Source organism: Tardiphaga sp. (genome assembly GCF_028290785.1).
Lineage (GTDB): Bacteria > Pseudomonadota > Alphaproteobacteria > Rhizobiales > Xanthobacteraceae > Tardiphaga.
Genome location: NZ_JAQGJD010000401.1, coordinates 14,690 through 39,116, shown reverse-complemented (window position 1 = coordinate 39,116; position 24,427 = coordinate 14,690). Strand labels below are relative to the sequence as shown.

Sequence of the window (24,427 nt, the reverse complement as noted above, 5' to 3'; positions counted from 1 at the left end):
CGGCCCTTCGATCAAACGAGGCGGGGTGCGAGATCCCGACGGCCGCCAACGACCTTCCCGTAATCCCGTAACGCCCGCCCCGGCCGGCACCATCCTAACCGACGCACGCAGACTTACGATCCCGGTTTCTCCGCAAGTGACCGGGACCCCGGCTCTGCGGCGCACCACGCCGCCCAAACGATGCTACGCATCGTCAGAGCCGGCGCAGTGCACCGCGTCCGGGAAACGGCTCCCGTGAACGACGTCCCACTTGAGTGATATCTGCTGCCTCTTGCCCGCAATCATTTTAGGTTTAAAACATCTTGTTGCCGGAACGCAGGAAAACCCACCATGTCCGATCAATCGTTTTTGTCGTGGCCGTTTTTTGACGATCATCACCGCAAGCTGTCCGCGGAGCTGTCGCAATGGGCGGCGGCGAATGTGCCTGACCTCATCGATCACCACGACACCGATGGCTCCTGCAAGCGGCTGGTGCGCGCGCTCGGCGACGCCGGCTGGCTGCGCGTCGCGGTGCCGGCCAGCCATGGCGGGCTGTATCCGAATTTCGACGTGCGCGCGCTGTGCCTGGTGCGCGAGACGCTGGCCTATGTCAGCGGGCTCGCGGATTTTGCGTTTGCGATGCAGGGACTGGGCACCGGGCCGATCAGCCTGTTCGGTTCGGAAGAGATGAAGGCGCGCTATCTGCCGCGCGTGGCCCGCGGCGAAGCCATTGCGGCCTTCGCATTGTCCGAGACCGATGCCGGCTCCGACGTCGCGGCGATGACGACGAGCGCGGTGCCGGATGGTAACGACCACGTCCGCATCAACGGAGCCAAGACCTGGATTTCCAACGGCGGTATCGCCGACCACTACGTGGTGTTCGTGCGCACCGGCGAGGGCGGCGCCCGCGGCATCAGCGCCTTCGTGGTCGATGCCGATACGCCGGGCCTCACGATCGCCGAGCGCATCGATGTGATCGCGCCGCATCCGCTGGCGACGCTGAAATTCGAGGATTGTCGCGTGCCGGTCGCCAACCGCATCGGCCGCGACGGCGAAGGTTTCAAGGTGGCGATGGCCACGCTCGACGTGTTTCGCTCGACGGTCGGCGCCGCCGCGCTGGGGCTCGGCCGCCGCGCGCTCGACGAGGCGATCCATCGCTCGGCGACGCGAAAAATGTTCGGCCATACGCTCGGCGACCTGCAGCTCACGCAGGCCGGGCTCGCCGAGATGGCGACCGACATCGATGCATCGGCATTGCTGATCTACCGCTCGGCCTGGACCAAGGACCAGGGCGCGCCGCGCATCACGCGCGAAGCCGCGATGGCCAAAATGTTCGCCACCGAAGCCGCGCAAAAAGTGATCGACCGCGCCGTGCAGATTTTTGGCGGCATGGGCGTGCAGTCCGGCGTCAAGGTGGAGGAACTGTACCGCGAGATCCGCGCGCTGCGGATCTATGAAGGCGCGACCGAAGTGCAGAAGGTGATCATCGGCCGCGAACTGATCAAGACCGCGCAGGCTGGAGCGAAGTAGTCCGCCTCAGGCCTATCCGACGTCGTCCCCGCGATAGCGGGGATCCATAACCTCGGTCGGCACAATTAAAGCGGCAGAGCCACGATTATAGCGCCGCGCGAGTTCACCAGCGTGTACGGGTCCCCGCTTTCGCGGGGACGACGAGGAGAGGTTCCAGTAACCAGATTACTCGTTCGCTTCCGGCGGCAGGAAATTCACTTCGTGTTCTGCCGAAACGCGCACGATCGCTTCGATATCCGTCATATTATGCAATTGCTTGAACAAGGCCTCCAGTTTCGCCGTCGGCGATACCCAGAACAGCGCCCGCGCCGGCTTGTCGGACTTGTTGAAGTAGCCGTGCGGAATGCCGCGCGGCAGGCGGACGAGATCGCCGGCATGGGCCTTGACCCACTCGCCGTCGAGCTTCAGATCCAGCGTGCCTTCCTGCACCAGGATGAACTCTTCCTGGGTAGGATGCACATGCACGGGCACGAACTGGCCGGGATCACTGTTGGTCTCGAAGGCAAAGGTGGAGTCGGTCACCGCCTTGGGGAAATACACCTGGCCAAGAATATTCCAGCTGGTGCCGCCATAGCCGGTGCCGACCTGCGTGATGCCTTTTTCGAGCGCTGCCATCTGTCTATCCTCACATTGAAGGTCGAAGGCTACCTTTGGCGAATGGCGAGTCAAGCGGCTGGAGATGCCGCACCTGCGGGTTTGTTGCAAAAGCTTGAAGTCTAAAATATATCGGGAAGGCCCGTTTCGCGTTCCAGGAGACTGCCCATGTCCCGCTTGTCAGGCTCCCACGCGCTGGTCACCGGCGGCGGCCGCGGCATCGGCCGGGCCATCGCGGCTTCGCTGGCGAAGGCCGGCGCCACCGTCACCATCATGGGCCGCAATCTCGACACGCTGAACGACGTGATCGCCGCGGGCGAGGCGCATCACGCCATCGCCGCCGACGTGTCCGATCAAGCGGCCCTGTCGGCAGCGATCGCGGAAGCAGCCGGCCGGCAGCCGATCGATATTCTCGTCGCCAATGCTGGCGCCGCGGAATCCTCGCCGTTCATCAAATCCGACGCGGCGCTGTTTCAGCGGATGATGAACGTCAACTTCCTGGGCGTGGTGTTCGCCGCGCAGGCCGTGCTGCCGGGCATGGTGGCGGCGAAGAAAGGTCGCATCGTTGCTGTCGCCTCCACCGCCGGCCTGAAAGGTTATGCCTATGTCAGCGCCTACGCCGCCGCCAAACATGCGGTAATCGGACTGGTGCGCTCATTGGCGCTGGAAGTAGCGTCCAAGGGCGTCACGGTGAATGCGGTGTGTCCCGGCTTCACCGAGACCGACCTGCTGGAAGGGAGCATTGACAACATCATCAGCAAGACCGGCCGCACCCGCGAGCAGGCGCTTGCCGAACTCGCCAAGCACAATCCACAGGGCCGGCTGGTGACCCCCACGGAAGTCGCCGATGCCGTATTGTATCTGTGCGGGCCGGGCGCCGGCGCGGTCACCGGTCAGAGCCTTGCGGTCGCCGGCGGCGAGATTTGATCCAGCGCAATCGAGCGCCAAGAACGAAACGCTACAGGGAGCTATCATGCAAAAGTTCGCCAATCCCGTCACGCTGCCGCTGATCGACTACGCGCCGCAGCATTTCCTGCTCGCAGTTGTAGACGGCATCGCCACCGTCACGCTGAACCGGCCGGAGCGGAAGAACCCGCTGACCTTCCAGAGTTATCGCGAACTCACCGATTTCTTCCGCGCCTGCGCCATGGACGACGACGTCAAGACCATCGTGGTCACCGGCGCCGGCGGCAACTTTTCGTCGGGCGGCGACGTGTTCGAAATCATCGGGCCGCTGGTCGAGATGAACACCAAGGACCTCACCGCGTTTACGCGGATGACCGGCGACCTCGTCAAGGCGATGCGCGCCTGCCCGCAGCCCGTGATTGCCGCGGTCGAGGGCATCTGCGCCGGCGCGGGCGCGATCATGGCGATGGCGTCCGACCTGCGGATCGCCGCCACCGGCGCCAAGGTCGGCTTCCTGTTCAACAAGGTCGGTCTTGCCGGCTGCGACATGGGGGCGTGCGCGATCCTGCCGCGCATCATCGGCCAGTCGCGCGCCTCGGAGCTGCTCTATACCGGCCGCTTCATGACCGCCGAGGAGGGCGAGCGCTGGGGCTTCTTCAGCCGCGTCGTGGCGCCGACCGAAGTGCTGGCGCAGGCGCAGCTACTGGCCAAACAAATTTCCGAAGGCCCGACCTTTGCCAACACCATGACCAAGCGCATGCTGGCGATGGAATGGGCGATGTCGGTGGAAGAGGCGATCGAGGCGGAAGCCGTGGCGCAGGCTTTGTGCATGACCACCGAGGATTTTGCCCGGGCGTTTTATGCATTTGCGAACAAGGCGAAGCCCAAGTTTGAAGGCAATTGAAGGAAGGTAGGCAAGTTCGTTTCCCGGACGCGGTGCGGCACTCTTGTGCCGCTCCGCAGATCCGGGATCCCGGTGGCTTGTCGCAAGAAACCGGGACCCCGGATCAGCAGCGCACCAGCCCGCAAGAGCGGGCCAGTGCGCAGCGTCCGGGGAACGAGGGCCTGCGTTGGCGGCACTCCATGCCGCCCAAACAGGCTTGCGCGAAATTGCTTTAGGGTTAAAATATCTCGGTTGAAGCTCGACTGCGGAGGCTGGCATGAAGATCGCGATCATCGGTGGCGGGCCTGCGGGGCTTTATTCGGCGATCCTGCTGAAGAAGCAGCGGCCGCAGGCGGATATTACCGTCTACGAGCGCAACCGGCCCGACGACACCTTCGGCTTCGGCGTGGTGTTCTCCGACGCCACCCTCGACAACTTCGAAAAATACGACCTGCCGAGCTACCAGCGTATCACCCAGGAATTCGCCTATTGGGACGACATTGCCGTGCATTTCCGCGGCACCGTGCACCGCGTCGGCGGTAACGGGTTTTGCGGCTGCTCGCGCCGCACGCTCTTGATGATCCTGCAGGAGCGCGCCCGGGAACTCGGCTGCCGGCTGCTGTTTGAAGTGGATATCACCGACGAAGCGCAGTTCGCCGATGCCGACCTGGTGGTGCTGTCCGACGGCATCAACAGCCACTTCCGCAACAAGTACAACGAGCACTTCGAGCCGGAAGTCGATCTGCGCTCCAACAAGTTCACCTGGATGGGCTCGACCCGTCCGCTCGACGCCTTCACCTTCCTGTTCGAGGAAACCGAGTGGGGTCCGTTCATCGCGCACGCCTACCAGTACGAGGCGGGGCGTTCGACCTGGATTTTCGAGACCGATCCGGAGACCTTCAAGCGCGCCGGGCTGGAAGGTCTGAGCGAGCAGGAATCCGCCGATCGCATGGCGGAAATTTTTGGCTGGTTCCTCGAGGGCCACAAGCTGCTGATCAACCGTTCGATGTGGCGCAATTTCCCGATGATCCGCAACAAGCGCTGGGTCCGCGACAACATGGTGCTGCTCGGCGACGCCAAGGCGACCGCGCATTTCTCCATCGGCTCCGGCACCAAGCTGGCGATGGAAGATGCGATTGCGCTGTACGAGTCGATGGCCAAGGCGCCAACGGTGGAAGCCGCGCTGAACGATTACGAGCATGGCCGCCGCGAGGAGACCGAGAAGATCCAGCACTCCGCGGATGTCTCGCTGGTGTGGTTCGAGCATGTCGATCGGTTCTGGGATTTCGACCCCGTGCAGTTCGCCTTCGGCGTCATGACGCGCGCCAAGGCGATCACCTATGATAACCTCACCTTGCGTGCGCCGGAGTTCGTCAAGGAGGTCGATAAGGCGTTTGCGTTGCAGGTGCAGGCCAAGGGCTTCGACGTCGATACCAAAAAGCCGGCCGCGCCGATGTTCCAGCCGCTGAAACTGCGCGACATGGTGCTGGCCAACCGCGCCGTGGTATCGCCGATGTGCATGTACTCCGCGAAAGAGGGCGTGCCAGGCGATTTCCATCTGGTGCATTACGGTTCGCGCGCGATCGGCGGCGCCGGGCTGGTGTTCACCGAGATGGTCTGTGTCGGCCGCGATGCGCGCATCACGCCCGGCTGCGCCGGGTTGTGGACCGACGAGCAGCAGGCGGCGTGGACGCGCATCGTCGATTTCGTGCACGGCAACTCGGCGGCGAAAATCTGCCTGCAACTCGGTCACGCCGGCCGCAAGGGCGCGACCAAACTGATGTGGGACGGCATGGACCGTCCGCTCAGCGAGGGCGCATGGGACGTGCTGTCGGCCTCGCCGCTTCCGTATTATCCGGACAGCCAGGTGCCGCGTGAGATGGACCGCATTGCGATGGATGCGGTCAAGGCGGAGTTCGTGGCGGCGGCGCTGCGCGGCGATGCCTGCGGCTTCGACATGCTGGAGATGCATGCGGCGCACGGCTACCTGCTCGCCAGCTTCATCTCGCCGCTGACCAATCAGCGGACCGATGAATATGGCGGCTCGCTGGACAACCGTTTGCGCTTCCCGCTCGAAGTATTCGAGGCGATGCGCGCGGCGTGGCCGTCCCACAAGCCGATGTCGGTGCGCATTTCCGCCACCGACTGGGCCGAGGGCGGCGTTACCGGCGACGATGCCGTGCTGATCGCGCGCGCTTTCGCCGAGCACGGCGTCGATCTGGTCGATATCTCCACCGGCCAGACCGTGCGCGATGCATCGCCGATCTACGGCCGCATGTTTCAGACGCCGTTCTCCGAACAGGTCCGCAACGAGGGCCGCGTCGCCACCATGTGCGTCGGCAACATCACCAGTGCGGATCAGGTCAACACCATCCTGGCCGCCGGCCGCGCCGACCTGGTGGCGCTCGGCCGTCCGCACCTGATTGATCCCTCCTTCACCATCAAGGCCGCGGCCTGGTACGGCGCCAAGGATGCCTATTGCCCGCCGCAATACATGCCCGGCAAGGAGCAGATCTTCCGCAACAGCGTCCGCGACAAGCAGGATTTCGACGACCTGAAAATTAAGGCTAAGCCGAAGACGAGGGCCGAGCTGCGCGCGGAGGCGGCCAAGCCGCTTGCGGCGGAATAGGGCTGCATGCGAGGCTAGCGGAAGATTGTAGGATGGGTTGAGCGTCTTCGCGAAACCCATCAGCCGATGTCGATGGGTTTCGCAAGGGCTCAACCCATCCTACGGCATCACTCTCAGTGGAGTAGACCGATGAAAGCGATCATCGTGGGTGGCGGCGTCGGCGGGCTCACCACCGCACTCATGTTGCGGGCGCGGGGCATCCACTGCGAGCTCTATGAGCAGTCGGAATCGATCCGCGAACTTGGCGTCGGTATCAACACGCTGCCGCATGCGATCCGCGAACTCGCCGGGCTCGGCCTGCTCGATGCGCTCGATGCCGTGGCGATCCGCACCGACGAACTGCACTACCTCAACCGCCACGGCCAGGAAGTCTGGCGCGAGACCCGCGGCTATGGTGCCGGCCATGACGTGCCGCAATTCTCGATCCACCGCGGCCGGCTGCAGAGCGTCATTCACGCTGCCGTCGAAACGCGTCTCGGCAAGGACGCGATCCACACCGGACGCCGGCTCGGCGCCTTCAGCCAGGACGAGGGCGGCGTCACCGCGCACTTCTTCGACCGTTCCGGCGCGCATGTGGAAACCGTCCGCGGCGACATTCTGATCGGCGCCGACGGCATTCACTCGAAAGTGCGCAGCACGCTGTTTCCCGAGGAGGGCGCGCCGGTCTGGAACGGGCTGATGTTGTGGCGCGGCGCGCGCGACTGGCCGAAATTCCTCACCGGCGATTCGATGATCGTCGCCGGCGGGCTGCATGCCAAGGTGGTGGTGTATCCGATCGCCGAGGGGCTGACGCCGGGCAACCGGCTGACCAACTGGGCGGTGCTGGTGAAGATCGGCGAAGGCGGCACGTTGCCGCCGCGCCGCGAGGACTGGTCGCGCCCCGGCAAGCGCGACGAACTGATGCCGCATGTGGCGCGCTTCAAGGTGCCGCATATCGACGTGCCCGCTTTGATCACGGCGACGCCGGAGTTCTGGGAATATCCGTGCTGCGACCGCGATCCGCTGCCGTACTGGTCGAGCGGCCGCGTCACACTGCTCGGCGACGCCGCGCATCCGATGTATCCGGTCGGCTCCAACGGCGCCTCGCAGGCGATCCTGGATGCCCGCGCGCTGGCTGATGCGCTGGCCTATGCCGAGCATCCGCGCCACGCGTTGGTGGCCTATGAGAAGAAGCGGCTGCCGATGACCGCCGAGATCGTCCGCGCTAACCGCCGCGGCGGCCCCGAAGGCGTCATCGACGCCGTGGAGCAACTGGCGCCGGACGGCTTCGACCATGTCGATCACGTGCTGAGCTACGCGCAACGCGAAGCCATCGTGCGCGGCTACGCCAGCAAGGCGGGGTTCGCGGCGCTGCCGGGATTGTCGGTGGTGGGGGGATAGGCTGCGCCTGCGCGAGCACCGGACCCGTCCTGGGCGACTGGCTGCGCTGCCGCTCATGTTGCAGTGCAAAGATGGCGGTCGTCTGGCCCGCTTGACAAAGTCCCCGATCTCTCCATCTCCTGCGGCGCCCGCTACGGCATAGCGGTTGTTAGTTTGGCTCGATGGGGTGTCGTTCGATGAACTATCAAAACGCGACTCGCTCGTCCTCGAATTTCGACAACCCCGTCGCCGGGTTGCGGCAAGCACGCCGGTTCGCGCAGGCCGCGGTGCTGCTACTGGCAGCCAGCTTTGGCGTGGCGCCGGCGCTTGCGGATCCGCTCGCCTGCGACGATGGTATCAAGACGGCCTTCCATCCGGACAAAGATACAAGCGTTGTCGCCGTCCGCCTCGTGAAAAAGGGGGAGGAACTGCAGTCGCCCGATGCGGCCAAGCCGGTGACCGCCGCTGCGGACCTCTGCCTGGTCAAGTTGCTGGTCGGGCCGGGCGTCACCGCGGAAAAAGATCCGACCGCGCGCTCCTATTCTGCCGGCATCGGCATCGAGGTGTGGCTGCCGACCCATGTCAACTGGAACGAACGCATTCGCAATTATGGCGGCGGCGGCTGGGTGGGCGGCGGACATCGCTTTGCCGACAAGATCGGCAGCAAGGTGCCGGCTATCGTCAATGCCAATATCGGATACGCGTCGGGCACCACCGATGCGGGGCAGCCCTGGTACCAGGACGGCTCGTTCGCGTTTCTGTCGGACGGCAAGGTCAATGCCGAAGGCCTGCGCGATTTCTCCGTGCGCGCGATGGTCGAACAGGCGGTCAAGACCAAGCAACTGACCACGCTGTATTACGGCAAGACGCCGAAATTTACGTACTACGACGGTCATTCCCAGGGTGGCCGGCAGGGTTACAAGATCGTCCAGGAATACCCCGAACTCTACGACGGCTACATGATCGCCGCGCCGGCGTTGAGCATCCCCAAGTTCAGCACGACCGTTCTGTACGCCCAGCTCGTCATGAAGACCGACCTCGGTTATACGGCGGCGAACAAGCCCGAGGCCGCGGCCTTTGCCGCGAAAGTGGATGCGGCGAACAAACGCGCTGTGGCGGCATGCGACAAGGCAGGGCTCGGTTTTCTGCTCAATCCGTTCGCGTGCGATTACGACCCGGCGCGCGACGCCGCTGCCCTGTGCGCCGGCGTGGCCGGCACCGGCGTGACAGGCAGCAACGCCGATGCCGCGACCTGCATGAGCCTCAAGGAAGCGATTGCGCTGGACAAGATCTGGTTTGGCGCCACCGTCGACGGCAGCTTCGACCCAACGCAGACGCCGGCCAGCCGTGGCGGCAAATCGCTTGGCGCCGGGCAGTTATGGTGGACCTTCACCAAGGGGACGGCGATTGGCCTGCTGATCACCAGCGCGTCCACGGACGGCACCGCCATGGCGCTGCAGGATGTCGGATACGCTGCCGACGCCAGTGCGACATCGGCGATCCCGATCACGAACGCATCGACCGCGGTCAGAAACAAGTGGCAGCAGCTCGACTATCGCGGCCTCGCCGACGTCATGAACAAGTACGTCGCCTTGCAGCCGACCTTGTTCAGCGACCTCGGTACGGACAAGACGGACCTGACCAGGCTGCGCGATCTCGGCCGCAAGGTGGTGGTGTATAACGGTCTGGCCGATGACGCGATTCCGCCGGCTGGCAGCGTCAACTATCATGAGCGCGTGGCGGCGGCGATGGGCGGCCATGATGAGGTGCAAAAGTTCATGCGGATGTACCTGCTGCCGGGCGTGGCGCACAGCTCGCAGGGCCGCGGCTACACCGTGAACGGCCGCAATGATACGGTGCCGCTGCCGAAACTGCCTGGCAACGCCAACCAGACCCCGACGCGGGAGCAGGATCAGCTATTCACCGCCCTGGTCGATTGGGTGGAGAAGGGATCCGCGCCCGGCGAGATCGTGCTGACGTCACGCGACAACAGCGTCACCTATCCGGTCTGCGTCTATCCGCAGATGACGACCTGGAACGGCAGCGGGCCGGCGACACAGGCCAGCAGCTATAGCTGCAGGTAGCCAGTCGTGTTGGCTCAGGCGCCCGGAGGCGGCGGCAGGAAGTGGATGTTGTGCTCGGCGGCCAGCGCCACGACGTCGCCGGGGTTCTGGTCCTTCATGTTATGGATGCCCCAGAACAGGTCGTAGAGCCGGCGCGTTGGCGATACCCAGAACAGCACCTTGGCGGATTGGTCCGACTTGTTGAAAATGCCGTGCGGCACGCCGCGCGGCAGCCGCACCAGGTCGCCCGGCGTGGCCTGCGCGTCGGCGCCACCCAGCATGAAGTCGAGCTTGCCCTCGAGGATGTACAGATACTCCTCCTGGTCGGGATGGATGTGCGGCGGCACGAAGGTGCCGGGCGGGAAGGTAGCGTGCCACGAGAAAGAATCCTCGGTGCAGGTCTTCGGCACATAGGTCTGGCCGAGGATGTGCCAGGTAATGCCCTGCATGCCCTCGTTGGCGCGCGTGATGCCAGCGGTTTCGGTTTTCATTTGGTTCTCCCTTTAGTAATTGAGCGCGCTTCTCTCGGCCGTCATGCCCGGCGTTATGCCGGGCATCCACGCCAGCGCGTGACATCGTGGATGGCCGGGACATCGCGCGAAGCGGAGCTTCGCGTTCGCCCGGCCATGACGACAGATAGTATGCGTTTGTAACTATACATGCAGAAACCGATCCTTGATGGTGGGATCGGCCTTCAGTTCGGCCGTGGTGCCGGTCCAGACCACGCGGCCCTTTTCGATAATGACGTGACGGTCGGCGAACGCGGCGAGGGCATCGACGTTCTTGTCGATGACCAGGATCGACTGGTGCTCGGCCTTGAGCTTCTTCAGGCAGTTCCAGATTTCCAGCCGGATCAAGGGCGCGAGACCCTCGGTCGCTTCATCGAGGATCAGGAGTTTCGGATTGGTCATCAGCGCGCGGCCGACCGCCAGCATCTGCTGCTCGCCGCCGGACAACTGCGTGCCGAGATTGCTGCGGCGTTCCTTCAGCCGCGGAAACAGCTCGTAGATGTCTGTCAACGTCCACCGCGCCGGCGGGCGGCGCACCGCGGCGGTGGCCAGCAGGTTTTCCTCCACGGTGAGCGTCGGAAAGATCTGGCGGCCTTCCGGCACCAGGCCGATGCCGGCCTGGGCGATCTTGTAGGACGGCAGGCCGGTGAGCTTCTGGCCGTCGAACGAAACGCTGCCGCCGGTCGGATGCAGCAGCCCCATGATGGTGTTGATGGTGGTGGTCTTGCCCATGCCGTTGCGGCCGAGCAGGGTCACGACTTCGCCGGCGGCGATATTCAGCGAGATATCGAACAGCACTTTCGCGGCGCCGTAGGCGGCCTGCAGGTTGGTGACATCGAGCATCAGAGCGCCTCCTCGCCGAGATAGGCGGCGCGCACATCCGGGTTGTCGCGGATGCTCTGCGGCGTGCCGGAGGCGATGATGCGGCCATAGACCAGCACCGAGACGCGATCGGCCAGCGCGAACACGGCGTCCATGTCGTGCTCGATCAGCACGATAGGCAATTCGCGGCGCAGCTCCTGCAGCGTGTTGATGAGGCGCTGCGATTCATCATGGCTGGTGCCGGCGAGTGGCTCGTCGAGCAGCAGCAGTTTTGGTTTGGCGGCGAGCGCGATGGCGATTTCGAGCTGGCGCTTTTCGCCGTGCGACATCTGGCCGGCGGGGACGTCGGCGCGCGAGGCGAGGCCGAAGCGGGCCAGCAGCGCCATCGCAATGTCGTTGAGCTCGGGTTCCGCCGCGGCGTTGCCGAAGAACGAGAAGCTGGAGCCCGAACGCGCCTGCACTGCGAGCGCGACATTCTCCAGCGCTGAGAAACGCGGCAGGATCGAGGTGATCTGGAACGAGCGCACCAGGCCGAGCTTGGCGCGGGCGTTCATCGGCAGTTTCGACACGTCGTCGCCGTCGAAGATGATGCGGCCGGAGTCGGATTTTGCCAGACCGGAGATCTGGTGGATCAGCGTGGTCTTGCCGGCGCCGTTCGGCCCGATGATGGCATGCAATTCGCCGGCCTCGATGTTCAACGAAACGTCGTCGGTGACGACGAGCGCGCCGTAACTTTTGCGCAGGTTCTTCAATTGCAGGGGCGCGATGCTCATGACTTGCTCCCCAGTAGGCCGCCGATACCGCCGCGCGCGAACAGCACGACGAGGATCAGGATCGGACCGAACAGCAGTGCCCAATGCTCCGTGTAATGCGACAAGATATCCGCCAGCAGGCTGAACGCCGCGGCGCCGATGATCGCGCCGTGCAGCGAGCCGAGGCCGCCGAGCACGATCGCGAAGATCAGATCGCCGGAGCGCTGCCAGCTGGCATAGGCCGGGCTGACGAATTCGGTCTGGTTGGCGAGCAGGCAGCCGGCCACCGCGGCGATCATGCCGGCGATGACATAGGCGGTGAGCTGATAGCGGTACGGCGCGAAGCCGATCGCTTCCATGCGCACCGGGTTCTCGCGGATGCCGCGCAGCACCCGGCCGAAGCGCGAGGCGACGATGCCGCGCAGCAGCAGGTAGGCACCGAGCAGAAAGCCGAACACGACGTAATACAGCACGACGTCGTTCTTCAGGAGCTTTGAGCCGAGCAGCGTGCTGCGCGACGCCAGCGTCAACCCGTCGTCGCCGCCATAGGCGGCGAGCGAGGTGCCCAGAAAGTACAGCATCTGGCCGAACGCCAGCGTGATCATGATGAAGTAGACGCCCTTGGTGCGCAGCGAGATCGCGCCGGTGATGAGCGCGAACACGAAAGAGACGGACAGCGCCACGCCGAGATGCACAAAACCGTCGGTGATGCCGTGGCTCGACAGGATCGCGACGCTGTAGGCGCCGAGGCCGACGAAGGCGGCATGGCCGAACGAGATCATGGCGCCGTAGCCGATCAGGAGATCGAGCGACATCGCGGCCAGCGCCAGCACCATGATGCGGGTGACGATGGAGAGCACAAAACCCTGCGATCCCCACAGGCCGGCCAACGGCACCAGAGCGAACAGCACAAAGATGATCAGCGGCAGGATGACGACGCGCCGCGCGCGCGCGGGAACGCCGAGGGCAGGGGAAGCGTTGAGGTCGATGAGATCGTTCACGGCCATGTCCCGCTAGTGCTTCGACGGGAACAGGCCGGACGGCCGGAAGAACAAGACCGCAGCCATCAGGATGTAGATCAGCATCGGCGCAATGGCGCGGCCGGTCTGGCTGGCGGTGGAAGGATCCAACAGCAACTTGAGCAGCGTCGGTGCAAAGAAGCGGCCGAGCGTATCGACCAGGCCGATTAGCAGGGCGGCGATGAAGGCGCCGCGGATCGAGCCGATGCCGCCGATCACGATCACCACGAAGGCCAGGATCAGCACGTTGTCGCCCATGCCGGGCTCCACCGAGAGGATCGGCGCCACCATGGCGCCGGCAAAGCCGGCCAGCATGGCTCCGACGCCGAACACGATGGTGAACAGCAGCCGGATGTTGACGCCAAGCGCGGAGACCATGGCCGCATTGCTGGCGCCGGCGCGCACCAGCATGCCGAGTTTGGTTTTGTTGACAACGAGGTACAACGCGAGGCCGACGCCGAGGCCGACGGCGATAATGACGAGGCGATACACCGGATACAGCATGCCGTCGGCGATCTCGATGGTGCCGGACAGCGCGTCGGGGATCGGCACGTTGAGGGGGGCGGCGCCCCAGACGAACTTCACCGCCTGGTTGAGAAAGATGATGACGCCGAAGGTGGCCAGCACCTGGTCGAGATGGCTGCGGTCATACAGGTGCCGGAAGATCAGCACCTCGAGCAGCAGCCCGAACCCCAGCGCCGCGGGCAGCGCCAGCGCCAGGCCATACAGGAAGCTGCCGGTCATGGCGGTGAAGGCGGCGACGAAATAGGCGCCGACCATGTACTGCACGCCGTGCGCCAGGTTGATGAAATCCATCACACCGAACACCAGCGTCAAGCCGGCGGCGATCAGAAACAGGATCAGCCCGAACTGCAGGCCATTCAGGATCTGGACGAGGGCAAGGGTGAGGGTCATGCGATCAATGTTTTCTTGCGCAGGCGGCGCAGAACTCTCAGACGTCGTCCCCGCGAAAGCGGGGACCCATACACGCTGAATTGGAAGCCGAAACGGCAGAGACGTAAGCAAGCCGTTTCAACTATATCGACGGTGGTTATGGGTCCCCGCTTTCGCGGGGGCGACATGTTGATGGGCCATCGCCATTCGATGGCCGTTGCGCGTCGCTTACTGCGGTGTGCAGCTCGCGGCGTAGCGATCGGCGTAGTTGGTGAACACTTTCTCCACGATCTCGGTCTGGAACTTGCCATCGGCGCGCTTGGCGACCTTGGTCAGGTAGAAGTCCTGAATGGGATAGCCGTTGGCGCTGAACTTGAAGCCGCCGCGCAGCGAGGTGAAGTCGGCCTTCTTCATGGCCGCGGCCACCTTGGTCTTGTCGGAGAGGTCGCCCTTCAGTGCCACGACCGCGCTGTTGATCAGCATCGCCGCGTCATAGGACTGGAAGGCATAGGTCGCGGGCACGCTGTTGTAGGTCTTCTCATATTCCGAGACGAACTTCTTGTTCTGCGGATTGTCGAGGGTCGGCGCCCAGTTCGAGCCGCCGAACATGCCGAGTGCCGCGTCCTGCTGCGCCGGCAGGGTGGATTCATCGACGGTGAAGGTGGACAGGAACGGGATGCGGTCGAGCAGGCCGGCCTGCTTGTACTGTTTCACGAGGTTCACGCCCATGCCTCCCGGCATGAAGGTCAACACCGCATCGGGCTTCAATGAAGCGATTTTGGACAGTTCGGCCTGGAAGTCGAGGGTGCCGAGCGGCAGGTAGGATTCTTCCAGGATCTCGCCCTTGAAGTCCATCTTGACGCCGGCGACGAAGTCCTTGCCTGCCTGGTAGTTCGGCGTCAGCAGGTAGACCTTCTTGTAGCCGCGGTCCTGCGCGACCTTGCCGAGGATCTGGTGGATCTGGTCGTTCTGGTACGAGGTGACATAGAAGTACGGGCTGCATTCCTTGCCGGCGAAGCTGGACGGACCGGCATTTGGCGAGATCAGAAAGGTCTTGTTCTCGATCACCGGCTTGTGGATGGCGCCGAGGATGTTGGAGAAGATCGGGCCGACCACGAAGTCGACCTTGTCGCGCTCCAGCAGCCCCTTGACCTTGGTGACGGCGACATCGGGCTTCAACTCGTCATCGACCACGATGACTTCGACGTCCTTGCCGCCCATCTTGCCGCCGAGGTCCTTGACGGCGAGGTTGAAGCCGTCGCGGGCCTGCTGGCCGAGCACGGCGCCGGCGCCGGACAGCGATACAATCACGCCGACCTTGATCTTTTCCTGCGCAGCGGCCTGCTGGGCCGCGACGCTCATCAGGACGGCCAGGCCGGCCAATTTGATCTGCTGCTTCATGATCTCTCCTCTGTCCGCCGCCTCATACGGCCGAAAATCCCGCCAACCCAGCGTGTCTCGCCTCAGCTTATTCTGAGGATGGCAGCCGCCGCAAGCATCGCTATCCTGCGGCAAACTATCGACAATGGCTATGCAAGGGGCAGGCCAATTTGTTTGAACCTTAAAGAAATATCCGGAATTCGGCAGGCGGCTGGCTGCGGCGTTTTGACTTGCAGTCGCCGGATTAATCCTTGAAGGTCAAAGCATCGGGCGACCGGGGCGGTATGCAGTTGGGGATTTCCGTCCGCGTTGCTACCGTTGAAGTCTCAGACAGGTATGATGGCATCATGATTCTGGATTCAGAGACCAAGGCCGTCGAGCTTCCCGATGATCACGGCGACGAGTTGCGGCTATGGCTGCGGCTCCTGACCTGTACCACCCTGATCGAGGGCGAGGTCCGCGGTCGCCTGCGCGAGCGTTTCGACGTCACGTTGCCGCGCTTCGACCTGATGGCGCAGCTCGACAAGGTGCCGGACGGCATGACGCTGTCGGACGTCTCGAAGCGGATGATGGTGTCGAACGGCAATGTCACCGGGCTGGTCGAGCGCCTCGTGGAATCCGGCCATGTCGATCGCCGCACGTCCGATACCGACCGGCGGGTTCAGGTGATCCGGCTGACCAAGCTCGGCCGTGCCGAATTTCGCAAGATGGCGGAAGAGCACGAAACCTGGATCGCCGAGATTTTTACCGACCTGACGCCCAAGGATGTCCGCGAGTTGATGCGCCTTTTGGCCAAGACCAAGGGCTCGGCGCAGAAGGCCGCGCAGAAGCCTGCGAACGGCAAGGCGCTGTGACCACGGCGATCGACTACGAGGTCGAGTACAACAACCGTGCGCGGGTGCCTGAGAATCCAGCGCTGATCGCCGGCTGGGCGCGCGACGCCAAAGCCTATCGCGAGGCGCATTCGGGCTGGCGCGTGATCCCTTACGGGGCCGGCGCGCGCCACACCATCGATTTCTTCCCGGCCGAGGACAGCGGCCCGATCGTCGTCTTCATCCATGGCGGCTACTGGCAGGCGCTGGATTCCTCGTTCTTCAGCCATCTCGCCGCCGGTCTCAACGCCCATGGCGTCAGCGTCGCGATACCTTCTTACGATCTCTGCCCGGCGGTGTCGGTCGGCGATATCATCGAGCAGATGCGCCACATGACCCGCGAGCTGGCCAGGCTCGGTCGGCGGCTGGTGATATCAGGCCATTCCGCCGGCGGTCATTTGGCCGCCTGCATGCTGGCAACGGAATGGCGCGCGCTCGACGCGACGCTGCCCGCCGATCTGGTCGGTGCGGCCTATACGATCTCCGGCCTGTTCGACCTGGGGCCGCTGGTGCCGACCTCGATCAACAGTCCGTTGCATTTGAACGATCTCAGTGCCCGCGAGGTCAGCCCGCTGTTCTGGCCGGCGCCGTCGCGCGGCAGCCTCGACGCGGTGGTTGGCGGCGACGAGAGCGCGGAGTACTTTCGGCAAAGCCAGGCCATCGTCGATGTCTGGAGCGTTACCATCCCGACGCGGTTCGAGCCGATCCCCGGCGCCAATCATTTTACCGCGATTGCGCCATTGGCCGATCCGCCATCGCCGATGACGCTGCGATTGAAGCAACTGGCGCAGCGTTAGGCGGCGTTTGCCTAAACTTCCCGCGGCGGTTCGGGCTCCCAATCGAAAAAATCCGACGCGCCGCAGGCCCGGCCAGTTGCGCCCAAATGTTTTAAGTCTAAAATGATATCCGTCGCGCTGCCGGGCGTATCAAGTGACAGGAGCATGCAATGGCCACCGCCGAGGCTCACCTCACAGAGGCGTACACCGCCCAATCCTATACGGCCCACGTTGATACCTTTGCGCGGGACAACATGCCGCCGCCGGAGCAGCTGCCGGAGTTTCTGTTCACCCGGCCCGAATTTCACTATCCGCCGCGCGTCAATTGCGTGGTGCCGTTTCTCGACCGCTGGGTCGAGGAGGGCCATGGCGACGCGCCGTGCATGTTCGGCCTGACCGACAGCTACACCTATCGCGAGCTGCAGGCGCTGGTGAACCGGATCTGCAACGTGCTGGTCGACAGGCTCGGTCTCGTCCCCGGCGGCCGCGTGCTGCTGCGTTCGGCCAACAATCCGATGATGGTCGCGACCTATTTGGCGGTCATCAAGGCCGGCGGCGTCTGCGTGGCGACGATGCCGCTGCTGCGCGCCAAGGAACTGGCCTATCCGATCCAGAAGGCAAAGATCGCGCTGGCGCTGTGCGACGGCAAGCTGGCCGACGAAATGGAGAAGGCGAAAGCCGCTGCGCCCGAATTGCAGCGCATCGTTTATTGGGGCGTCGAAGGCGCGGACTCGCTGGAGGCGCTGATCGCCGACGCCAGTCCGGATTTCACCGCGGTCGATACGGCGTCCGACGATATCTGCCTGATCGCGTTTACTTCCGGAACCACGGGCGATCCCAAGGGCACCATGCACTTTCACCGCGACATGCTCGCGGTGTGCGACGGCTTTGCGCACAACGTCCTGCGCGCGTCGAAGGAAGACCGGTTCATCGGCTCGGCGCCGCTGGCCTTCACCTTCGGCTTCGGCGGCGTGCTGTTTCCGCTACATATCGGCGCGTCGTTTGTGGTGATGGAAAAGGCCGGTCCGGATGAGCTGCCTGTCGCGATCGAGCGCTTTAAGGTGACGGTGTGCTTCACCGCGCCGACCTCGTATCGCGCGATGCTCGCCAAGCTGGGCTCGCACGATATTTCCAGCCTGCGCAAATGCGTGTCAGCCGGCGAGACGCTACCCAAGGGCACCTATGACGCCTGGCTGAAGGCCACCGGTATTAAGCTGATGGACGGCATCGGCGGCACCGAGATGCTGCATATCTTTATCTGCGCCACCGAGGAAGAGATCCGGCCGGGTTCGACCGGCAAACCGGTGCCGGGCTATATCGCCAAAATCATCGACGACGAGGGCAACGACGCCGCGCCAGGCACGATGGGACGCCTCGCGGTGAAGGGACCGACCGGTTGCAAATATCTCGCCGATCCACGCCAGCTCAAGTTCGTGCAGAACGGCTGGAACCTGACCGGTGATACCTTCATCATGGATGAGGATGGCTACTTCTGGTACAAGTCGCGCTCCGACGACATGATCGTCTCGGCCGGCTACAACATCGCCGGCCCCGATGTCGAGGCGGCGCTGTTGACCCATCCGGCGGTGGCCGATTGCGGCGTGGTCGGCTCGCCCGACGAAGCCCGCGGCATGCTGGTCAAGGCCTATATCGTGCTGGCGCCGGGCTTCACCGGCGACGACGCGCTGACGCTGGAACTGCAGAACCACGTCAAGCGCGAGATCGCACCCTACAAATATCCCCGCGCCATCGAGTTCGTCACCCAGTTGCCGAAGACCGAGACCGGCAAGCTGAAGCGCTTCGCGCTGCGCCAGGTGGCGATGGCCGCGGAATGAAGTTTCACGACGTATGCTTGAAGGAGAATTGCCGGTGACCGCGCCAAAGAGCCCCACGCTGACCGTGGTTCCGAGTTCGAAAGTCGACGCCCACCTGTCCGCACCGCGCGTGCTGCAGCCGGCGGGCTGGCCGGCGCCGAAGGGCTATGCCAACGGCATGGCCGCCGACGGCCGCCTCGTCGTCACCGGCGGCGTGATCGGCTGGGACGCCGAAGAAAAACTGGCGGCGGATTTCATCGGCCAGGTGCAGCAGGCGCTCAGCAACATCGCGGCGATCCTGACCGAAGGCGGCGCCAGGCCGGAGCATCTGGTGCGGCTGACCTGGTACGTCGTCGATATGGAAGAGTACCTCGGCAACCTCAAGGCGCTCGGCAAGATCTATCGAGAGATTTTTGGCGCGCATTATCCAGCCATGGCCCTGGTCCAGGTAGTGCGGCTGGTCGAACTCGCCGCCCGCGTCGAGATCGAAGCCACCGCGGTGGTGCCGCGCTGATCGCGTAGGATGGGCGGAGCCGAAGGCGCGCTTGCGCGGCTTCGGCGATACCCATCGGAGCTTTGGCATGATGCGTATCGCTTCGCTCCACCCATCCTACGGCCTGTGCCGGACCAATTCTGCACCGCAGCGTCATGATTGCCCTGCCTATCCGCGCATTGACGGCCCGCGCGCACAATGAGCATCTGTGGTTGCACGCGCACCGCAGGAATCGCTTCATGAACGTCCCCGCCCGGGTCATCACCTTCGTCAATGTCGGCCATTTCATCGATCACTACGCGATGCTGATCTTTGCCGCCGCGGTGATCGTCATGGGCCCGACCATGGGCATGACCTATTCCGAACTGCTGCCCTATGCGACGCCGGGCTTCATCGCGTTCGGCGCGGGCTCGCTGATCACCGGCTGGCTCGGCGACCGCTGGAGCCGGCGCCACATGATGGTGATCTATTTCTTCGGCATCGGCCTCTCGATGATCGCGGTGGGCTTGGTGCAGACGCCGCTGCAGCTTGGCGCGGCGTTGTTCTCGATCGGCGTATTCGCCTCGATCTACCATCCGGTGGGCACCGCAATGATCGTCTCCTATGCCGACAAGCTCGGCCGCGAGATGGGCATCAACGGCGTCTGGGGCAATTTTGGCGTGGCGTCGTCGGCGCTGGTCACCGGCGTGGTCGGACAATTCCTGGGCTGGCGCTGGGCGTTCATTCTCCCGGGCATCGTCACGCTGGCGGCCGGCGTGGCGTTCATGCGTGGCGTGGCCCATGAAGACCGCTCCGGCTTCAAGCAGGCGGCGGCGCAGTCGCGCGTTGCCAAGTCCGACATGTGGCGCGTGATCCTGGCGCTGCTGATCACGGTGATCGCGATCTCCACCACCTTCAACGCCATCACGGTGGCGCTGCCGAAACTGTTTTCCGAGCGCCTGTCCGACCTCACCCACAGTCCGGCGCTGCTCGGCGTGATTGCCGCGTGCGTCTATGTGTTCGGTGCACTGACGCAGTACAATATCGGCCGGATGATCGACCGCTATTCGCTGAAGGCGGTATGCGTGCCGCTGTCGTTCGTGACAGCGCCGTTCCTGTACTTTGCGGCGACGCTGTCCAACGTATCGCTGATCGTGGTGGCGATCGGCATCATCATCGGCCTCTTCGGGCAGATCACCGTCAACGAGGCGATGGTCGGCAAGTATACCAGCGAGGAGTGGCGCTCGCGCGCCTATGCGGTGCGCTACTTCGTCGGATTCAGCGCGGCGGGCGCCTCGGTTGGACTGGTGGCGTGGCTGTACGACCAGGGCGGCTTCATGCTGATGCTGCATTCGTTCTCGGCGCTGTGCATCCTGGTGATTGTCGCAGCGCTGATCCTGCCGCCTGAACTGCCGGCCGCAAAGGCGAGCTAAACCGTCATTGCAACATCAGATTGTGATACCGCGAACTTCGTTCGCGATGTTATCGCCATCGCTTTGCTTCGCTTCGCGCGCGATGCGGTGTAGAGTCTCTTTGCGATTCAGGAAACCGCATCCAGAGGATGTGCGCGCGTGATTGCGCTCTGTCTGCCGCACTGCGCTGTAGACCATAAGGGTCACTCCTGCCGAGCACGTCGTGCACGACAACATGTCGTTGGACCGCGCCATCGACCGAAGTAATCGTGATCGTCCGGAATTTTTTGATAACGACGGTGTAGATCACAATGAGCGTCCTAATTGCACACGTCCCGTGCCAGATATCAACCGAGAGATGCATTGCGGGATTATATAAACGTCGAGATGCTGGTCGACGAAATCTACGAAGCGGGCGTAGTGCCAGAGCGCTGGCCGCAGGTGTTCGATAAGCTCGCCGGCATCGCCGAGGGCGAAGGTGCAATGATCTTTGCTGCCGCGCCGGGTATGCCGCGATGGTGTTCGTCGGCCGCGATCCACGAGCGTGTCGATCGATGGACCAGGAGTCCCTTCGCGCAGAACAACCCGCGCAGCGAACGACTGTTTTCGAACATTGAAACGCGGTTCCTGACCGATCTCGATCGGTTTACCCTCGAGGAACTGGATAAAGAGAAGTTTTATACCGAGGTTCTTCGGCCGGACGGACTGGGTTGGTGCGTCGGCACCTCGATCGGAGTGCCATCCAGCGACATGCTCGTGCTGTCGGTGGAAAAGGCCTACGCCAAGGGGCCGGTGCCGCGTGAGACCGCGGAGCAGCTTGACCGGTTGCGTCCGCATCTGGCGCGCTCTGCGATTCTGGCGGGCCGCCTCGGCGTTGATCGCGCCCGCACGGCCATCGCTACGCTGGAGATGATCGAGTTGCCGGCCGCCGCCGTAACCCGCAACGGCCGAGTGGTCGCCGCCAATTCGGCTTTTCAGAGCGTCAGCGCCACCGTCGGCATTGGTGCCCGCGATCATGTGCAGTTCAGCGCGCCTGCGATCCAGACGATGTTTGTGGAAGCTCTGGACACACCGGTCTCGCTCGCCCGAACCGGCCGCTCGATTCCCATCGCGGCGACGTCAGCCAGCGCACCGCTGATCGTCCATGTACTGCCGTTGCGGCTGGCCGGTCTCGATGTCTTTACCGGCGCCGTCTCGATCGTCTTTGTGGTTGCGATCAACCAGCAGGGCAGTCCGCCGCCGGAGCTGCTGCAAACGCTCTTCGATCTGACGCCGGCGGAAGCGCGCATCGCCAGCATGCTGATCGACGGCCATTCGCTCACCAAAGTCTCCAAATTGCAGGGCGTCAGCCTGAACACGGTCCGCACCCAGCTCAAATCGGTGTTCGCGAAAACCGGAGTCGATCGTCAGGTCGATCTGGCCCGGCTGCTGGGGCAGCGGCGGGTCCGGGTTGTATAAGGCCGCGCACGAAAAAGGCCGGCCCGCCGGCCGGCCTCGATACGAAATATGCCCCACTGAAAGTCTTGCAGCCTGTCAATATACGGTCCGCCGAAGCGATAATCGGAACCATCAACATGCTGCCTGCGCAGCCTGCAAAAAATTCCCCCGGTATCGAAGTAGGCGAATGCCTGGATATGCGCGTCACCCATTTGGGTGACGGCCTCATATTTATTTGTATACAACGCCGCCGTCACGAATTGACGTGGACGAAATCCCGCAGCAGTGGATAGATCTCGTTATTCCATCGGCGTCCGCTGAACACGCCGTAGTGGCCGACGCCGGCCTGCATGTGATGGACTTTGCGATAGGCGCGGACGCCGGTGCATAAATCCTGGGCAGCCAGCGTCTGCCCGATTGAGCAGATATCGTCCTTCTCGCCTTCCACCGTCATCAGGCCCATGCGCTTGATCGAGCCCGGATTGACCGGCCGTCCCTTGTAGGTAAGCTTGCCCAGCGGCAGCAGATGCTCCTGGAATACGTCACGGATGGTCTCGATGTAGAACTCCGCCGGCAAATCCATCACAGCGAAGTACTCGTCGTAAAAGGTCTTGATGATCTCGGCCTTCTCGGTCTCGCCCTTGGCGAGATGGTCGGCGAGATCGACGTGAGACTTGATGTGGCGTTCCAGGTTCATCGAGACGAAGGCGGTGAGCTGGATGAAGCCGGGATAGACCTGCCGGTACGCGCCCTTGCACTGGAACGGCACGTAGTTGATCAGGTTCTGCTCGAACCATTTCAACGGCTTGCTCTTGGCGAAGTCGTTGACCTTGGTGGGCTGGATCCTTGTATCGATCGGCCCTGCCATCAGCGTCAGGCTGGCCGGCCGCGCCGGGTGATTGTCTTCCGACATGATGGCGGCGGCGGCCAGCGCCGATACCGATGGCTGGCAGATCGCCACCATGTGCGAGCGCGGGCCGAGTTCGTTCATGAAGGTAATGAGGTGCTCGGTATATTCGTCGAGGCCGAACTTGCCCTGGTCGAGCGGGATGTCGCGCGGATTGTGCCAGTCGGTGATGTAGACGTCGTGGTCCTGTAGCAACGTCTTCACGGTGCCGCGCAGCAGCGTCGCGAAATGGCCGGACATCGGCGCCACGAGCAGCATCTTCGGCTGCAGCGGCGAGTTTTCCTTCTTGAAGTGCAGCAGCGATCCGAACGGGGTGGAGAATACCACCTCCTCGGTGACCTCCAGCTCGCTATTGCCGACCATCACCTTGCCTATCGCGAATTCCGGCCGCTTATAGGTAAGGGCGGTGCGCGAGATAAGCTCCAGCGCGGAGGCCAGGCGGCCGAACATCTTTTCCGAGGTGCCGGCGGGTACCAGGTTGAGGTATTTCAGGGCCGCCGCCGCCCCGGTGCGCCACGGCGCCGTCAGATCCATGTGGTTCTGGTAGGCCTGATACATCATCGACATCATCCGGATTTCTTCCCTGCTTTATTGCTATGCAATATCGAAGCCAGCGCGGAGTCAAACAGTCTCTAAAACTGGCACATGGTTTGCTGTATAATATGCGGGCAGCCCATGCAGCAGGCAGCCGGGCCCGGCCGCCGCTTCGGACTGGCCAGTACGGCAAAGGGGAGAAGGCCATGGCGAAAGCGACACTGACACTCAGCAGCAAGAACTACTCGTCGTGGTCGTTGCGCGGCTGGCTGCTGACCAAGTTCTCCGGGCTGGAGTTCGACGAGATCATCACCTCGCCGGATGACGCCTCGGCCAAGGCCGAGATCCTGCTGCTGTCGTCGTCGATTCTGGTGCCCTGCCTGCGCCACGAGGGCGCGGTGGTCTGGGATACCCTGGCGATCGCCGAATATCTCAACGAGATCATGCCGGAAGCAGGGCTTCTGCCGCAGGACCGGATCCTGCGGGCGCATTGCCGCTCGATATCAGGCGAGATCCATTCCGGCTTCACCACGCTGCGCGCGTCCCTGCCGGTCAACCTCAAGGGCCACTTCCCGAATTTCAAGATCTGGTCGCGGGCGCAGTCGGATATCGACCGTGTCTGCACGATCTGGCGCGAGTGCCTGGCGAAGTCGGGCGGCCCGTTTTTGTTCGGTCAGCGCAGCATGGCGGACGCCATGTACGCGCCGGTGGTGACGCGCTTCATGACTTACGACGTCAAGCTCGATCCGCAGCTATCCGCCTATGCCAGCATGGTGATGGCGCTGCCGGAAATGCAGGAATGGGTCGCCGCGGCAAAGGAAGAGCACGAGGACATCGAAGAGCTCGAGGTGGAGTACTAGGACCGGGCGACGTCATGGCCGGGC

General features: G+C 63.6%; 21 protein-coding genes. 13 read left to right on the top strand and 8 right to left on the bottom strand.

Features of this window, described 5'->3' with window-relative positions; all coding sequences use genetic code 11:
- Window positions 1-330 precede the first annotated feature (330 nt).
- Window positions 331-1,509: an acyl-CoA dehydrogenase family protein gene (locus JWR89_RS25470; protein WP_299720977.1), complete on the top strand. Its 1,179-nt coding sequence runs from the start codon at window positions 331-333 to the stop codon at window positions 1,507-1,509.
- Between the two features lie 165 nt (window positions 1,510-1,674).
- Here the strand turns inward: JWR89_RS25470 and JWR89_RS25465 are convergent, their stop codons facing one another.
- Window positions 1,675-2,124: a cupin domain-containing protein gene (locus JWR89_RS25465; protein ID WP_299720976.1), complete on the bottom strand. Its 450-nt coding sequence runs from the start codon at window positions 2,122-2,124 to the stop codon at window positions 1,675-1,677.
- Window positions 2,125-2,271: 147 nt separating this feature from the next.
- On the opposite strand from JWR89_RS25465, the gene JWR89_RS25460 reads away from it, so the two are divergent.
- The 5 genes from JWR89_RS25460 to JWR89_RS25440 all read left to right on the top strand — a co-directional run bounded on the left by JWR89_RS25460 (window position 2,272) and on the right by JWR89_RS25440 (window position 9,964).
- The gene (locus JWR89_RS25460; RefSeq protein ID WP_299720975.1) at window positions 2,272-3,030 is read left to right on the top strand and encodes an SDR family oxidoreductase; all 759 of its coding nucleotides are present in this window, start codon (window positions 2,272-2,274) and stop codon (window positions 3,028-3,030) included.
- Between the two features lie 46 nt (window positions 3,031-3,076).
- Window positions 3,077-3,913 (top strand): enoyl-CoA hydratase family protein, encoded by an 837-nt coding sequence (locus JWR89_RS25455; protein ID WP_299720974.1) that lies wholly within the window; start codon window positions 3,077-3,079, stop codon window positions 3,911-3,913.
- 256 nt (window positions 3,914-4,169) lie between these two features.
- Window positions 4,170-6,521, top strand: a complete 2,352-nt coding sequence (locus JWR89_RS25450) for a bifunctional salicylyl-CoA 5-hydroxylase/oxidoreductase (RefSeq protein ID WP_299720973.1) — start codon at window positions 4,170-4,172, stop codon at window positions 6,519-6,521.
- A gap of 129 nt (window positions 6,522-6,650) precedes the next feature.
- Window positions 6,651-7,901 (top strand): flavin-dependent oxidoreductase, encoded by a 1,251-nt coding sequence (locus JWR89_RS25445; RefSeq protein ID WP_299720972.1) that lies wholly within the window; start codon window positions 6,651-6,653, stop codon window positions 7,899-7,901.
- Between the two features lie 176 nt (window positions 7,902-8,077).
- Complete coding sequence (locus tag JWR89_RS25440; RefSeq protein WP_299720971.1) at window positions 8,078-9,964, top strand: tannase/feruloyl esterase family alpha/beta hydrolase; 1,887 nt, start codon at window positions 8,078-8,080, stop codon at window positions 9,962-9,964.
- A gap of 14 nt (window positions 9,965-9,978) precedes the next feature.
- Here the strand turns inward: JWR89_RS25440 and JWR89_RS25435 are convergent, their stop codons facing one another.
- The 6 genes from JWR89_RS25435 to JWR89_RS25410 all read right to left on the bottom strand — a co-directional run bounded on the left by JWR89_RS25435 (window position 9,979) and on the right by JWR89_RS25410 (window position 15,340).
- Window positions 9,979-10,434: a cupin domain-containing protein gene (locus JWR89_RS25435; RefSeq protein ID WP_299720970.1), complete on the bottom strand. Its 456-nt coding sequence runs from the start codon at window positions 10,432-10,434 to the stop codon at window positions 9,979-9,981.
- A 162-nt stretch (window positions 10,435-10,596) separates the two neighbouring features.
- Window positions 10,597-11,295 (bottom strand): ABC transporter ATP-binding protein, encoded by a 699-nt coding sequence (locus JWR89_RS25430; RefSeq protein WP_299720969.1) that lies wholly within the window; start codon window positions 11,293-11,295, stop codon window positions 10,597-10,599.
- On the bottom strand, window positions 11,295-12,047 hold the full coding sequence (locus JWR89_RS25425; RefSeq protein WP_299720968.1) for an ABC transporter ATP-binding protein: 753 nt from the start codon (window positions 12,045-12,047) through the stop codon (window positions 11,295-11,297). Before JWR89_RS25425 ends, JWR89_RS25430 begins: the two co-directional genes overlap by 1 nt.
- Window positions 12,044-13,033, bottom strand: coding sequence for a branched-chain amino acid ABC transporter permease (locus tag JWR89_RS25420; protein ID WP_299720967.1), 990 nt, complete (start codon window positions 13,031-13,033; stop codon window positions 12,044-12,046). Before JWR89_RS25420 ends, JWR89_RS25425 begins: the two co-directional genes overlap by 4 nt.
- A 6-nt stretch (window positions 13,034-13,039) precedes the next feature.
- On the bottom strand, window positions 13,040-13,960 hold the full coding sequence (locus JWR89_RS25415; RefSeq protein WP_299720966.1) for a branched-chain amino acid ABC transporter permease: 921 nt from the start codon (window positions 13,958-13,960) through the stop codon (window positions 13,040-13,042).
- 207 nt (window positions 13,961-14,167) lie between these two features.
- Window positions 14,168-15,340: an ABC transporter substrate-binding protein gene (locus JWR89_RS25410; RefSeq protein ID WP_299720965.1), complete on the bottom strand. Its 1,173-nt coding sequence runs from the start codon at window positions 15,338-15,340 to the stop codon at window positions 14,168-14,170.
- A gap of 326 nt (window positions 15,341-15,666) precedes the next feature.
- On the opposite strand from JWR89_RS25410, the gene JWR89_RS25405 reads away from it, so the two are divergent.
- From JWR89_RS25405 to JWR89_RS25380, 6 genes are all read left to right on the top strand, one after another.
- Entirely contained in the window at window positions 15,667-16,173 is a 507-nt protein-coding gene (locus JWR89_RS25405) for a MarR family transcriptional regulator (protein ID WP_299720964.1), read from the top strand.
- Entirely contained in the window at window positions 16,170-16,988 is an 819-nt protein-coding gene (locus JWR89_RS25400) for an alpha/beta hydrolase (protein ID WP_299720963.1), read from the top strand. Before JWR89_RS25405 ends, JWR89_RS25400 begins: the two co-directional genes overlap by 4 nt.
- Before the next feature lie 149 nt (window positions 16,989-17,137).
- Complete coding sequence (locus JWR89_RS25395) at window positions 17,138-18,802, top strand: AMP-binding protein (RefSeq protein ID WP_299720962.1); 1,665 nt, start codon at window positions 17,138-17,140, stop codon at window positions 18,800-18,802.
- Between the two features lie 28 nt (window positions 18,803-18,830).
- On the top strand, window positions 18,831-19,295 hold the full coding sequence (locus JWR89_RS25390; protein ID WP_299720981.1) for a RidA family protein: 465 nt from the start codon (window positions 18,831-18,833) through the stop codon (window positions 19,293-19,295).
- Window positions 19,296-19,513: 218 nt separating this feature from the next.
- Entirely contained in the window at window positions 19,514-20,686 is a 1,173-nt protein-coding gene (locus JWR89_RS25385) for an MFS transporter (protein WP_299720961.1), read from the top strand.
- Between the two features lie 366 nt (window positions 20,687-21,052).
- On the top strand, window positions 21,053-22,123 hold the full coding sequence (locus JWR89_RS25380; RefSeq protein WP_299720960.1) for a helix-turn-helix transcriptional regulator: 1,071 nt from the start codon (window positions 21,053-21,055) through the stop codon (window positions 22,121-22,123).
- A gap of 232 nt (window positions 22,124-22,355) precedes the next feature.
- Here the strand turns inward: JWR89_RS25380 and phaZ are convergent, their stop codons facing one another.
- Complete coding sequence (phaZ, locus tag JWR89_RS25375; RefSeq protein ID WP_299720959.1) at window positions 22,356-23,579, bottom strand: polyhydroxyalkanoate depolymerase; 1,224 nt, start codon at window positions 23,577-23,579, stop codon at window positions 22,356-22,358.
- Window positions 23,580-23,749: 170 nt separating this feature from the next.
- On the opposite strand from phaZ, the gene JWR89_RS25370 reads away from it, so the two are divergent.
- Window positions 23,750-24,403 (top strand): glutathione S-transferase family protein, encoded by a 654-nt coding sequence (locus JWR89_RS25370; protein WP_299720958.1) that lies wholly within the window; start codon window positions 23,750-23,752, stop codon window positions 24,401-24,403.
- Window positions 24,404-24,427 lie beyond the last annotated feature (24 nt).